The sequence below is a fragment of the Pseudomonas sp. stari2 genome, assembly GCF_040760005.1.
Taxonomy (GTDB): Bacteria; Pseudomonadota; Gammaproteobacteria; order Pseudomonadales; family Pseudomonadaceae; genus Aquipseudomonas.
Genome location: NZ_CP099760.1, coordinates 5,522,501 through 5,535,033 on the forward strand (window position 1 = coordinate 5,522,501; position 12,533 = coordinate 5,535,033).

The 12,533-nt window shown below is 58.8% G+C and carries 13 protein-coding genes (1 of these 13 cut by a window edge); 4 read left to right on the forward strand and 9 right to left on the reverse strand.

Annotated features, from left to right (window positions below):
* The 6 genes from msrQ to NH234_RS25310 all read right to left on the reverse strand — a co-directional run.
* Window positions 1–309, reverse strand: the 5' end (the start) of a protein-coding gene (gene msrQ / locus NH234_RS25285) for a protein-methionine-sulfoxide reductase heme-binding subunit MsrQ (protein ID WP_367254630.1). It extends 315 nt beyond the left edge of the window; 309 of the gene's 624 nt are visible here — the first part of the coding sequence; it begins with the start codon at window positions 307–309; the stop codon falls past the left edge of the window.
* Window positions 309–1,322 carry a protein-methionine-sulfoxide reductase catalytic subunit MsrP gene (gene msrP / locus NH234_RS25290; protein ID WP_085732801.1) on the reverse strand — a complete coding sequence of 338 codons (1,014 nt, stop codon included), beginning with the start codon at window positions 1,320–1,322 and terminating at the stop codon, window positions 309–311. Before msrP ends, msrQ begins: the two co-directional genes overlap by 1 nt.
* A 63-nt stretch (window positions 1,323–1,385) precedes the next feature.
* Window positions 1,386–2,243, reverse strand: a complete 858-nt coding sequence (pssA, locus tag NH234_RS25295) for a CDP-diacylglycerol--serine O-phosphatidyltransferase (RefSeq protein ID WP_085732802.1) — start codon at window positions 2,241–2,243, stop codon at window positions 1,386–1,388.
* Window positions 2,244–2,390: 147 nt separating this feature from the next.
* Complete coding sequence (ilvC, locus tag NH234_RS25300; protein WP_007959661.1) at window positions 2,391–3,407, reverse strand: ketol-acid reductoisomerase; 1,017 nt, start codon at window positions 3,405–3,407, stop codon at window positions 2,391–2,393.
* Window positions 3,408–3,455: 48 nt separating this feature from the next.
* Window positions 3,456–3,947, reverse strand: a complete 492-nt coding sequence (gene ilvN, locus NH234_RS25305; protein ID WP_003205610.1) for an acetolactate synthase small subunit — start codon at window positions 3,945–3,947, stop codon at window positions 3,456–3,458.
* Window positions 3,948–3,949: 2 nt separating this feature from the next.
* Window positions 3,950–5,674, reverse strand: a complete 1,725-nt coding sequence (locus NH234_RS25310; protein ID WP_085608788.1) for an acetolactate synthase 3 large subunit — start codon at window positions 5,672–5,674, stop codon at window positions 3,950–3,952.
* Between the two features lie 400 nt (window positions 5,675–6,074).
* On the opposite strand from NH234_RS25310, the gene NH234_RS25315 reads away from it, so the two are divergent.
* Window positions 6,075–6,491 carry a DUF4124 domain-containing protein gene (locus NH234_RS25315; RefSeq protein ID WP_085732803.1) on the forward strand — a complete coding sequence of 139 codons (417 nt, stop codon included), beginning with the start codon at window positions 6,075–6,077 and terminating at the stop codon, window positions 6,489–6,491.
* A gap of 18 nt (window positions 6,492–6,509) precedes the next feature.
* Here the strand turns inward: NH234_RS25315 and NH234_RS25320 are convergent, their stop codons facing one another.
* The 3 genes from NH234_RS25320 to mrcB are packed head-to-tail and all read right to left on the reverse strand — an operon-like array spanning window position 6,510 to window position 9,935.
* On the reverse strand, window positions 6,510–6,845 hold the full coding sequence (locus tag NH234_RS25320) for a YqcC family protein (protein ID WP_085732804.1): 336 nt from the start codon (window positions 6,843–6,845) through the stop codon (window positions 6,510–6,512).
* Window positions 6,845–7,594, reverse strand: a complete 750-nt coding sequence (locus NH234_RS25325; RefSeq protein ID WP_367254635.1) for a hypothetical protein — start codon at window positions 7,592–7,594, stop codon at window positions 6,845–6,847. The genes NH234_RS25320 and NH234_RS25325 overlap by 1 nt, the downstream gene beginning before the upstream one ends.
* Window positions 7,595–7,610: 16 nt before the next feature.
* Window positions 7,611–9,935 carry a penicillin-binding protein 1B gene (gene mrcB / locus NH234_RS25330; RefSeq protein WP_085732806.1) on the reverse strand — a complete coding sequence of 775 codons (2,325 nt, stop codon included), beginning with the start codon at window positions 9,933–9,935 and terminating at the stop codon, window positions 7,611–7,613.
* 117 nt (window positions 9,936–10,052) lie between these two features.
* On the opposite strand from mrcB, the gene NH234_RS25335 reads away from it, so the two are divergent.
* The 3 genes from NH234_RS25335 to NH234_RS25345 all read left to right on the forward strand — a co-directional run bounded on the left by NH234_RS25335 (window position 10,053) and on the right by NH234_RS25345 (window position 12,533).
* The gene (locus NH234_RS25335) at window positions 10,053–11,609 is read left to right on the forward strand and encodes an AAA family ATPase (RefSeq protein ID WP_367254637.1); all 1,557 of its coding nucleotides are present in this window, start codon (window positions 10,053–10,055) and stop codon (window positions 11,607–11,609) included.
* 91 nt (window positions 11,610–11,700) lie between these two features.
* Window positions 11,701–12,045: a pentapeptide repeat-containing protein gene (locus tag NH234_RS25340; RefSeq protein WP_065261603.1), complete on the forward strand. Its 345-nt coding sequence runs from the start codon at window positions 11,701–11,703 to the stop codon at window positions 12,043–12,045.
* 215 nt (window positions 12,046–12,260) lie between these two features.
* Complete coding sequence (locus NH234_RS25345; RefSeq protein ID WP_003228231.1) at window positions 12,261–12,533, forward strand: TfoX/Sxy family protein; 273 nt, start codon at window positions 12,261–12,263, stop codon at window positions 12,531–12,533.

The window sequence follows — 12,533 nt, forward strand, 5'->3', positions numbered from 1 at the left end:
GCCCAGTTGCGACCAGTCGAAACCGAGAATGAAAGCCATATAGCTGCCAAGATGCAGAACCACATAAGCAAAACACCAGAGCCCCAACTGACGGCGCACAGCAATCCACCCGGCCCACCCCGTAAGTTTCTGCAGCGGCGTCATACTCAGAGTGATCAACAGCAATACCAATGTTCCAAGCCCCAGCCGATCAACCAGGACCTTTCCCGGATCCGGCCCAAGCAGATCAGTAAAGGCCTGATAGAACCAAAACAGCGGCCAGATCACCGCCCCCAGAAAGACGCCCACACGCCAGAACGGATATCGCATCAGTAATTCTTCCGCAGATCGAGACCTGTATATAAAGAAGCGACCTCGTCCGCATAGCCGTTGAACATCTGCGTATCACGCACATTCGGCTTGAACAGACTATTGGGCAGTCGTCGCTCCCGCGCCTGAGTCCAACGTGGATGGTCGACCGTAGGATTCACATTCGCATAGAACCCGTATTCATCCGCCGCGATGCTCTGCCACGTTGTCTTCGGCTGCTCGCTGACCAGACTGATCCGCACGATGGATTTGACGCTCTTGAAGCCGTATTTCCATGGCACCACCAAACGCAACGGCGCGCCGTTCTGATTTGGCAACTCGCGGCCATACATACCCACCGCCAGAATCGCCAAGGGATTCATCGCCTCATCCAGACGCAAGCCTTCTACGTAAGGCCAGTCGATCAGGGCAAATCCCGAACGCTGTCCGGGCATGCTTTTCGGATCCTGCAGGGTTTCGAAGCGTATGTATTTGGCATTGGAAGTAGGCTCTACCTGCTTCAACAACGCCGAGATAGGGAAACCGATCCAGGGGATCACCATCGACCATGCCTCGACACAGCGAAGACGATAGATGCGCTCCTCCAGCTGGTAAGGTTTCATGAAGTCTTCCAGAGCATAACGCCCTGGCTTACCTACCTCCCCGTCCACGACAACACTCCACGGCTCGGTTTTCAACGAACCGGCATTGGCCGCCGGATCACCCTTGTCGGTGCCGAACTCATAGAAGTTGTTGTAATGGGTCGCGTCTTTGAAAGGCGTAATCGCCTCATCCTTGACGTTCACCGCACCCCATTTGACAGAGGGCAGTTTCTCGGCAAACCAGGTGGGCGCTTTTCCGGCTTCGACATCGGCATAGCGGGCAGCCTCTTCGGCACTGGCCCAGCCCGGCAAGCTGCTCACGGCCAAGCCAACCGCAGTCGCTCCGAGCAATTGCCGGCGAGAGAGATAAATGGATTCAGGCGTGACGTCCGACTCATGGCAGTCGGACGCCTTGGGGATTTTGATCAGCATGACAACTCCGCAGTTTTGGAGGACAGATGCACCCATAGACTGCGGAGTATGAGGGAAATTACATCACTCGACGTTTTTGTGGCGACGAAGATGCAACAGGTACTGCACAGGACCCGAGGCTGCATAGGCCAGGAACACCAGCAGCAGAATACGCGGAGGGTCACTGAACACCACGGCGAACACCAGCACCACCGCCAGGATCGCCACGAATGGTACGCGCCCTTTCAAGTCCAGCTCCTTGAAGCTGTTGTACTTGATGTTGCTGACCATCAGCATGCCGGCAGCCGCCACCATCAATGCAACCAGGAACGACATCTTCGAACCCTGGATCCCGTAATCGCTGAACGCCCAGACAATCCCCGCGACCACACCGGCAGCTGCCGGACTGGCCAGGCCGATAAAGTAACGCTTGTCTGCGGTGCCCACCTGAGTATTGAAGCGCGCCAGACGCAACGCCGCGCCGGCCACATAGATGAAGGCGACCATCCAGCCGACCTTGCCCATGTCACCCAAGGCCCAGCCGAATGCCAGCAATGCCGGCGCGACGCCGAAGGCAACCATGTCCGAGAGTGAGTCGTACTCGGCACCGAATGCACTTTGGGTATTGGTCATGCGTGCCACACGGCCGTCGAGACCATCGAGCACCATGGCGACGAAGATCGCGATAGCCGCGAAAGCGAAGTACTTGCTCGCATTCACCGAGTCCCCGGCGCTCAACGCAGCCTGGGCACTCATCGAATTGATGATGGAATAGAACCCTGCAAACAGGTTCGCAGTGGTGAACAGATTCGGCAAAAGATAGATACCACGATGCCGGACTTTACGACCTTCTGCGTCATGCCCTTCTTCGACATGTTCATCGATGGGCAGCAGGCTTTCGGCGTCGGAAGCCTGGTTCGGCTCTTCGGGACGTTCGCTCATGGACAGTACCTTGCAACGGATTGGACATTTTCGACAGGCGTCTGGGACGACGGTTCGGCCACAAACGATGCAGCTTTATACCAGAACCGCCCGCCCATACGAAAAAACGCGGCCGAGGCCGCGTTTTTTCATACAAGGTTCTACGACTTAGTTTTTGGCTTTGTCGACGATCTTGTTGGCACCGATCCACGGCATCATGGAGCGCAGTTGCTCGCCGATGATTTCGATACCGTGAGCGGCGTTGTTACGACGCTTGGCGGTCATCGAAGGGTAGCCGGTTGCGCCTTCGCTGATAAACATTTTGGCGTATTCGCCGTCCTGAATACGTTTCAGGGCGTTGCGCATGGCCTGACGGGATTCGGCGTTGATCACTTCCGGACCAGTCACGTACTCGCCGTATTCAGCGTTGTTGGAGATCGAGTAGTTCATGTTGGCGATACCGCCTTCGTACATGAGGTCAACGATCAGTTTCAGTTCGTGCAGGCACTCGAAGTAGGCCATTTCCGGCGCGTAGCCAGCTTCAACCAGAGTTTCGAAACCGGCTTTTACCAGCTCAACGGTACCGCCGCACAGAACGGCTTGTTCGCCGAACAGGTCGGTTTCGGTCTCGTCCTTGAAGGTGGTTTCGATGATGCCGGTACGGCCGCCACCCACGCCAGCGGCGTAGGACAGCGCAACGTTCTTGGCGTTGCCCGAAGCGTCCTGGTAGATCGCGATCAGGTCAGGAATACCGCCGCCCTTCACGAACTCGGAACGTACGGTGTGGCCCGGGGCTTTCGGCGCGATCATGATCACGTCGAGGTCGGCACGCGGAACAACCTGGTTGTAGTGGATCGCGAAGCCGTGGGAGAAGGCCAGGGTGGCGCCCTTCTTGATGTTCGGCTCGATTTCGTTCTTGTACAGCTGAGACTGGAACTCGTCCGGGGTCAGGATCATGACCAGGTCGGCGCCGGCAACAGCGGCAGCCACGTCGGTCACTTTCAGGCCGTGGGCTTCTGCCTTGGCAACAGTGGCCGAACCTTTACGCAGACCGACGGTAACGTCGACACCGGAGTCTTTCAGGTTGCACGCTTGGGCGTGACCCTGGGAGCCGTAACCGATGATGGCAACTTTCTTGCCCTGGATGATCGACAGGTCGCAGTCTTTATCGTAGAAAACTTTCATGAATTTCCCCTTTATATCCAGGCCGTTCAGGCCATTCGCTAATTTGGTTTAGATGCTGAGTACTTTGTCGCCGCGGGCAATACCGGTAACGCCGCTGCGGACGGTTTCCAGAATCGATGCGGTGCCGATGGACTGAATGAAGCTGTCGAGCTTGTCGCTGGTTCCGGTCAATTGAACGGTATACACGCTGGCGCTGACGTCGACGATCTGTCCACGGTAGATATCGGTGGTGCGTTTGATCTCGGCGCGCTGGGCGCCAGTGGCCTTGACCTTGACCAGCATCAGCTCGCGCTCGATGTGAGCACTTTCCGACAGGTCCACCAGCTTGACCACTTCGATCAGCTTGTTCAGGTTTTTGGTGATCTGCTCGATGATTTCATCGTGGCCGACAGTGGTCAGCGTCAGACGCGACAGGGTCGGGTCTTCGGTTGGCGCCACGGTCAGGCTTTCGATGTTGTAGTTGCGCTGCGAGAACAGGCCGACTACGCGAGACAAAGCACCGGGTTCGTTTTCCAGAAGCAAGGAAATAATGTGCCGCATGATTAGGTACGCTCCGTCTTGCTCAGCCACATATCGCGCATGGAGCCGTCTTTGATCTGCATCGGATAGACGTGCTCGCTGGTGTCGACCGAAATGTCGATCACCACCAGGCGATCTTTCATGGCGAACGCCTCTTCCATCTTCGACTTCAAATCTTTCGATTCGGTGATGCGCACGCCGACGTGGCCATAGGCTTCAGCCAGCTTGACGAAGTCAGGCAAGGATTCCATGTAGGAGTGCGAGTGACGGCTGCCGTAACTCATGTCCTGCCACTGACGAACCATGCCCAGAACACCGTTGTTCAGGATGACGATCTTGACCGGCAAACCGTATTGCAGGCAGGTCGACAGTTCCTGGATGTTCATCTGGATACTGCCTTCACCGGTGACGCACGCAACATCGGTGTCCGGGAAGCTCAGAGCGATACCCATCGCCGCCGGCAGACCGAAGCCCATCGTGCCCAGGCCACCGGAGTTGATCCAGCGGTTCGGCTTGTTGAACTTGTAGTACTGCGCAGCAAACATCTGGTGCTGGCCCACGTCGGAGGTCACAAAGGCGTCACCCTTGGTCACTTCGCACAGGGTTTCAATCACGGTCTGTGGCTTGATCTTGCTGCCGTCGCCCTTGTCGTAAGGGAACAGGCCACGATCACCACGCCACTCGTCAACCTGCTTCCACCAGCTGGCAACCGCTTCCTTGTTCGGGGTTTCGCCGATTTCCTTGAGGATCGCGACCATTTCGGTCAGGACGCTCTCCACCGGACCAACGATCGGCACGTCAGCCTTGATGGTCTTGGAAATCGAAGCCGGGTCGATGTCGATGTGAATGATCTTGGCGTTCGGACAGAACTTCGGAGCACCGTTGATCACGCGATCATCGAAACGCGCACCCACTGCCAGGATCACGTCGGCATGGTGCATCGCAAGGTTCGCGGTGTAACTGCCGTGCATGCCGAGCATGCCGATGAACTGACGATCAGTGCCAGGGTAGCCACCCAGGCCCATCAAGGTATTAGTGACCGGCAGGTTGAGCATTTGCGCCAGTTCGGTCAGCGGCGCGGAGCCGTTGCCGAGGATCACGCCACCGCCGGAGTAAAGCACGGGACGCTTGGCCGCCAGGAGCATTTCTGCCGCCTTGCGGATTTGCCCGGAGTGACCGCGAACGGCCGGGCTGTAGGAACGCAGCTTGGCTTTCTTCGGGAAGATGTATTCGAACTTCTCGGCCGGGTTGGTCATGTCTTTCGGGATATCGACCACGACCGGGCCCGGACGACCGGATTGCGCCAGGTAGAAGGCTTTCTTCATGACTTCCGGGATTTCCGAAGCGTGCTTGATCATGAAGCTGTGCTTCACGATCGGCCGGGAGATACCGATCATGTCGGTTTCCTGGAACGCATCGGTGCCGACCATGGTGCTTGGCACCTGACCGGAAATGATCACCATTGGAATCGAGTCCATGTAGGCCGTGGCAATACCGGTGATGGCGTTTGTGGCGCCAGGACCGGAAGTCACCAATACCACGCCGGCTTTACCGGTGGCACGGGCGTAGCCGTCAGCCATATGGGTAGCCGCTTGTTCGTGACGAACCAGGATGTGGGTCACTTCCGGTTCTTTGAACAGGGCATCGTAAACATGAAGAAGAGCACCACCTGGGTACCCGTAGATATATTTGACGCCTTCGTCACGCAAAAAGCGGACGAGCATCTCACCGCCAGATAAAAGCTCCACGTTGTTCACCTCTAAAACGCCAGAATACCGTCCACAAAAAGGCGAACGGGTCTTAATAGGTTTACTTCTCGGCAGAGCATGAGCGACGGTGGTCGCCGACTACGTCAGCACTGACTGAGCAAGTATTGGGATCGTCCCAAGTGTTGCGGGCCTTTCCCACCCAGCGCGAGGTAACGCGTTGCGGGTGTAACAGGTCGACGCGGATATGCGCCTCATGATCTGCCGAGAGGGTCTGCTTCTGGCAGTCCCTGTACAGCGGACTTTGGATTCTTCTGTTTCGCCCTCTCCAAGTCAAGCCGTCAATGTGCTTAATTGTGGGTAAGCACATGAGAACGCAAGAAAAAACCTGAAAAGCGCTACTCTGTTAGCGTCAATTGCGCAATTTTGCCAAGGAATCAGCATGCGAACGCTCCTCGTCATACTGCTGATCGGCCTCAGCCCCTGGTGCATGGCCGGTCAGATCTACAAATGGGTCGATGCCCAAGGTGTCACGCACTTCGATGCGCAGCCGCCGCAGGGACAATCGGCGACCACCCTGCAAACGCCGCCCTCGCCCGCTCCGCGCCCCGCCGCAATACCCGGCAGCGGCCCACTGGGCGATCAGAAAGCCATTGACGACAAGGTCAGGAAACAGGTCGCTGAGCAACAGGCTCAGCTAAAGACCTTCTGCGAACAGGCGCGTACGAATCTGGCGCAACTGCAGAACAATCCGCGCCTGAGGGAAGAAACCGAGGGAGAGTTGCGTCGCCTGAGCGATACACAACGTCAAGAGCGTATCGCAGAGACGCAGAAACAGATTGCCGAGAACTGCCAGTGATCACTGGCAGCCGGCCGTTCAGCGCGAAGCAGTGATCAGCTGGTCGAACTCTTTGAGCAACACCTGCAACTGCCGGTCCTTGCCTTGCAGATTGCGTTGGGCGAAGACCATTTCGGCCATTTCCTGAATGCCCGAGGCATTGGGCAATGGCAGGTTCTGTTCGAGGATCATCTTCATCCGCGGCAGGAAGATCCATTGCAGCCACTGCTCGAAATCGAGGGTGTCGACCGAAAACGGCTCGACACTGCTCAAGGCTTCGGTCGAAGGCTGGACTTCATCCCACCAGCCCTGGGCACGCAGTTCTCGCTCGATCAACAACAGTTGATCGGCGACTTTCGAGAAGCGCGCGTCCATCACAGCGAAACCTTGGCCTTCTGACGCGCCAGTGCGGCGCCGGCGGAATCACCTTGTTTCTCACGCGCCTGAGCGATCAGCTCCCACAGGCTGGCCTGCAAGTCCGGACGACCATTGGCCATGGTCAGCGCGCGGCGGGCGGTTTGCTCGGCTTGCGGGGCATCGCCCTGAGCCATGCGCACTTGTGCCAGGCGGTAAAGCACTTGCGGCTCACGCGGAGCAACGCGTTGAGCGCGCTCAAGGCTGGAGGATGCGCCGTTGAGGTCGCCGCCGGCCTGCTGTTGCTGCGCCGTGCTCAGCAAGGCGAGCACCGGCCCGTCCAACTGCTCGTCGGCGGACAGACCGCCGCCGCTGCTGCTGGCCGAAGGAATGCCGCTCGGTGTCGAAGGCATGCTGTAGCTGCCGGAGCTGATCGGTGCCGATTCGACCGGCGAAGGGTTGTATGGCCCCGCAGTGATACCACCGGACGCCGGGCCCGGCACAATCGGCGAAGTGCTGATCGGCGTCGACGTTGCAGCGCCGCCCGGCACCATCACTACCACACCGGTATCGCCTTGCGGGATAGCCTGAGTCTGACCCTGCACAGGACGTTTCACTGTCGTCTGCCGGAAGCCGCCATTGGCCGAAATGCGTTCGCTGTTGGACACAGCCGTGCCCGAATCGACAACCGGAATCGAACCACGCTGTACGGTGGAGCAGCCGCTGAGCAAAGCCACGGCGGTCACCGCTGGAATCAACCACTTGTTCACTTGAAACCCTCTTCGCTTAATTCATCCAGCCCTTGACCCAATCCATCACCGACTCGCTCGAGGCCGGGCTTTCGCCTGCGCAGGAGGCGCCGGGTGGCGGTTCGCTGCCGCGAATATACGGCATCTGCACGGCGCCCGGACAGTTGGCATCGGAGCCCTGGCCAGTGCGCGAATCAACCCACGCCTGCACCACGTTGTCCGGCTGCGGCATGTCGAGTGGAAGCGGATCGGCCTTGCGCATGAAACTGGTCCAGACCTGCAACGCACCGGTTGCACCGGTGAACGGCGTCTTGCCGTTATCGTCGCGGCCGAGCCAGACCACCGCCAGCAGATCCTGGCTGAAACCGGCGAACCAGCTATCCCGCGAATCGTTACTGGTACCGGTCTTGCCGGCCAGTGTCAGGGTCTTGGGCAATACGTTGTAGACGGAGCTACCGGTACCTTCACGCATGACGCGCTGCATGGCGTTCTGGATCAGGTAGATCGACGCTGGGTCGAAACGCTGCTCGATCTGGAACGGATACCGCTTGAGCGGCTCGCCCTCGGCGGTCAGCACACTGCGGATCCCGCGCATCGGCGTATTGAAGCCACCGTTGGCGAGGGTCTGGTACATCGTCGCCACTTCGATCGGCGTCATGCCACCGGCACCCAGCAACATCGACGGGAACGCCGGGAACTCACGGGTCACACCCAGGCGCCCGATGGTCTTGAGGACATTCGGAACACCCACCGCCAGGCCGAGACGCGAGGTCGACAGGTTGTAGGAGTGCGCCAGCCCTTGATAGAGGAACACCGTACCGTGGGAGCGGCGGTCGTAGTTCTGCGGTTTCCAGACCTGCCCGTCCGCGCCCTTGATGGAAAGCGGATCATCCGACAGCCAACTGGTCAGCGTGTACTGGCTCGGTTTTTCCAGTGCGGTCAGATAAACCGCAGGCTTGACCAGAGAGCCGATTGGTCGCACGGCATCCAGTGCCCGGTTGAACCCGGCGTAACTGGCCTGACGGCTGCCGATCATCGCCTGGACTTCACCGGTTTCCGGATTGGTCACGACCATTGCCGCTTCCACATCGTCGGCGCCCTTACGACCCGACAGACGCTTGAAGGTGTCATTCACCGAGGCTTCGGCTTTCATCTGCAGGATCGGGTCGAAACTGGTGAAGATCCGCAGGCCTTCTTCAGTCAAGTCTTCGTCGCGATAGTCTTCACGCAACTGGCGTTTGACCAGATCGATGAAGCCCGGGAACGAACTGTCGGCCAGTTTGCCGCGCGAGGTCACGCCCAGTGGCATTTTCTTCGCGGCCTCGACCTGTTCGGCGGTGGCGACACCCTGTTGCTCAAGCACGTCGAGCACCAGGTTACGTCGTTCCAGCGCCCGCTCCGGATTGCGGCGCGGGTTGTAATAGGAAGGGCCTTTGACCATGCCGACCAGCAACGCGACCTGATGCAGCTTCAGCTCGGACAATGGCTGGCCAAAGAAGAACTGGCTGGCCAGACCGAAACCGTGCACTGCACGCTGGCCATCCTGTCCGACGAAGACTTCGTTGAGATAAGCCTCAAGAATTTCCTTCTTGTCGTAATGCAGCTCAAGCAACAGCGCCATCATCGCTTCGGTAAGCTTGCGGGTCAGGCTGCGTTCGTTGGTGAGGTAGAAGTTCTTGACCAGTTGCTGGGTCAGCGTACTGCCGCCCTGGGTCATCTTGCCGCCGGATGTGTTGACCCAGATCGCCCGGGCAATCGACTTCGGCGAGACACCCCAGTGACTGTAGTAATCCCGGTCTTCCACGGCGACCAGGGTTTCCAGCAGGTACGGCGGCACCTGATCGAGCTTGATCAGAATCCGGTCTTCAAGGTTTTTCGGGTAGATCCCGCCGATCAGCAGCGGCTCCAGACGCACCACCGACAGCTTAGAACCGTTCGTCGCCGAGAGCTCGGCCACGTAGTCACCGGAGAAGCGCACGCGAACCGGCTGCGGTTTTTCCAGGCCTTCATAGAACTGGAAACCACGGGTATTCAGATCGACGGTGTTGCCGTTGACCGCGGCGGCGCCTGGGCCATTGCTCACGGCTTCGCGGCGATAGCCCAGGGCATCGAGTTCGGTGAGGAAGTCGTCCTTGCTCAGTTTCTGTCCGACGAACAGCTCGAGCGGCCGCGCGTATACCTTGGCCGGGATGGTCCAGCGCTTGCCGGAGAATTTCTCCTGCACCACGGCATCGAGGTAAACGGCGAAGCCGGCCAGCACCACAAGGCCGACCAGACTGAGTTTCAGGGCCCAGCCCAACCATGGGCGCAGGCCCCGGGAAGCTGGTTTTTTAGAAGTGCGGGGGGATCGAGTACGAGTCATGGCGGCGGATTATACGCACTTTATTCATACTCAACAGGAGCGCTCCGAGGTTTGCGTCGGGCTGGCGAGCGGCCATAATGGCGGCCTCGAATTTCCCCAGACTCTGAAGGATCGCCTGTGAGCCAGTCCCTGATCGCCGCCCTGCAAAATCCTGCCCTGTTTGCGCACCCTGTCGAAGGGTTTCAGGTCATAGAAACCCATATCTCGTGGGTCCTGCTCACTGGTCCTTACGCTTATAAAGTGAAGAAGCCGGTGAACTTCGGCTTTCTTGACTTCACCAGCCTCGAATCCCGCGAGCATTTTTGCGGCGAAGAACTGCGCCTCAACCAGCGTCTGACCGACGATTTGTATCTGGAAGTGATTCCAGTCACCGGCACTGCCGAAGCCCCGCAACTGGGCGGCGAAGGCCCGGCCATTGAATATGTGCTGAAAATGCGCCAGTTCCCGCAGACCGGCCTGCTGAGCACCCTGCAAGCCAATGGCGAACTGACCACCACGCACATCGACGAAATGGCCGAGCAGATCGCTCGCTTCCATCTCAGCGCGCCAAAAGTCCCGGCCGAACACGATGCCGGCACCCCTGAAAGCGTGATGGCGCCGGTACGCCAGAACTTCGAACAAATCCTGCCGTTCCTCAGCGACAAGGCCGATCTGCTGCAACTGGATGCCTTGCAAGCCTGGGCCGAAAGCAGCTTCGAACGCCTCAAACCGCTGTTCGCCCAGCGCAAGACCGAAGGTTTCACCCGCGAATGCCACGGTGACATTCACCTGGGTAACGCTACGCTGATCGATGGCAAAGTGGTGATCTTCGACTGCATCGAATTCAACGAGCCGTTTCGCTTCACCGACGTCTGGGCCGACACCGGTTTCCTGGCGATGGACCTGGAAGACCGCGGTCTGAAATCCCTGGCCCGTCGCTTCATCAGCCAATACCTGGAGCTGACCGGCGACTATCAGGGCCTGGAAGTGTTGAACTTCTACAAGGCCTACCGCGCGCTGGTCCGTGCGAAAGTTGCGCTGTTCAGCATGCCTGCCGACGCAACGCCGGTGCAGCGCGCCACCACCCTGCGCCAGTACCGCAACTACGCCAACCTGGCGGAAAGCTACAGCACTATTCCTTCGCGTTTCATGGCGATCACCCACGGTGTATCCGCTGTAGGCAAAAGCCACGTTGCCATGCGCCTGGTGGAGGCGCTGGGCGCGATTCGCCTGCGTTCAGATGTCGAGCGCAAACGTCTGTTCGGTGAGCAAACCGTCGCCAATGATGTTCAGGCCGGGATTTACAGCGCCGACGCCAGCACTGCGACCTATGCTCGCCTGCATGAAATCGCCGAAGTGATCCTGCACGCCGGCTTCCCGGTGGTGATCGATGCCACTTACCTCAAGCGCGAACAACGTGACAGCGCAGCCAAGGTAGCCGAGGCCACCGGCACGCCGTTCCTGATCCTCGACTGCAACGCACCACAAGCGGTGATCGAGAGCTGGCTGGCCCTGCGTCAGGCAGACAAGAAGGATCCTTCCGACGCAACACTGGCCGTGATCGAAGCACAGCAAGCCAATCGTGAAGCGTTGACTCCGGACGAAATCCTGCGCAGCAAGCGCGTGCAGACCAATGAGTCCGGCACCCTGGACACTGTCGTGGCGCAAATCCGCCAGCGCCTGCCAGGTCTGTAAGAAACTATTTCGGCCGTGAAGCCCACGCTCGCTTCACGGCCGTCAAATAGTGGCACTATACTGGCGTCATAAAACCAACAGGTGATCTGACATGAGCCAGCCGAAACTTCTCGACACCCCGCTTTATGCCTTGCTGCACAAAGACGACATAGCCGGTTTCAACAAAGAACGTCCGAAAGACGGCCCGATTGACATGGTGGGCGGTGATTTTCGTGGCCTCGACTTGCGCGAATTGAACGCCGACGGCGTGGATTTCCGGGACGCCTACTTCCGTTCCGCTGATCTGCGCGGTATCGACTTTCGTAATGCATCGCTGGAAGGCGCCAGCCTGGCCCACGCACAGATTTCCGGTGCTTACTTCCCGCCGGAGCTGAGTGCAGACGAAATCCTGATGTCGATGAACTTCGGTACCCGCCTGCGCTATCGCACCCGCTGAGCCACCAAAGGGCCAACCCGTCCAGCGCCCCCGCTTTGCGCTGGACTGGGTGTCATTCGTGCCTCCCCCCTCTCCAACCTGATTCGTCAGTGAAAACCTGACCTTTCTTAGAAGCGTTTGCGTCGAATCCGACCAAACAACCACGCTTTTCCTACTGATGGCTACACTCCTGAGAAGATCGCCCACGCACCATTCGGCCGTCGCAAGGAGGCTTGATGAATGATGAACTGCAACACCTGAAGAATCTTGGCAAGACGTCGGCGCAATGGCTGCATGCCGTGGGCATCCACAGCGCCTCGGATCTGCGTCGCCTGGGCGCCGTGGATGCCTATCGGGCCGTGCGCACGCGTGGGTTCCGAGCGTCGAAGGTGTTGTTGTATGCAATCGAAGGGGCGTTGATGGATGTGCACTGGAACGACATTCCCGCCGAACGCAAGGACGCTCTGAACAAACAGCTGGAAGCCATTTCCTCTCGCCACAAGAACTGA

What these genes read in the sequence shown, in the direction of transcription:
- ilvC (WP_007959661.1), bottom strand. Translation starts at nt 3,407, where the DNA reads ATGAAAGTTTTCTACGATAAAGACTGCGACCTGTCGATCATCCAGGGC.
- msrP (WP_085732801.1), bottom strand. Translation starts at nt 1,322, where the DNA reads ATGCTGATCAAAATCCCCAAGGCGTCCGACTGCCATGAGTCGGACGTC.
- mrcB (WP_085732806.1), bottom strand. Translation starts at nt 9,935, where the DNA reads ATGACTCGTACTCGATCCCCCCGCACTTCTAAAAAACCAGCTTCCCGG.
- NH234_RS25340 (WP_065261603.1), top strand. Translation starts at nt 11,701, where the DNA reads ATGAGCCAGCCGAAACTTCTCGACACCCCGCTTTATGCCTTGCTGCAC.
- NH234_RS25320 (WP_085732804.1), bottom strand. Translation starts at nt 6,845, where the DNA reads ATGGACGCGCGCTTCTCGAAAGTCGCCGATCAACTGTTGTTGATCGAG.
- NH234_RS25315 (WP_085732803.1), top strand. Translation starts at nt 6,075, where the DNA reads ATGCGAACGCTCCTCGTCATACTGCTGATCGGCCTCAGCCCCTGGTGC.
- ilvN (WP_003205610.1), bottom strand. Translation starts at nt 3,947, where the DNA reads ATGCGGCACATTATTTCCTTGCTTCTGGAAAACGAACCCGGTGCTTTG.
- NH234_RS25345 (WP_003228231.1), top strand. Translation starts at nt 12,261, where the DNA reads ATGAATGATGAACTGCAACACCTGAAGAATCTTGGCAAGACGTCGGCG.
- pssA (WP_085732802.1), bottom strand. Translation starts at nt 2,243, where the DNA reads ATGAGCGAACGTCCCGAAGAGCCGAACCAGGCTTCCGACGCCGAAAGC.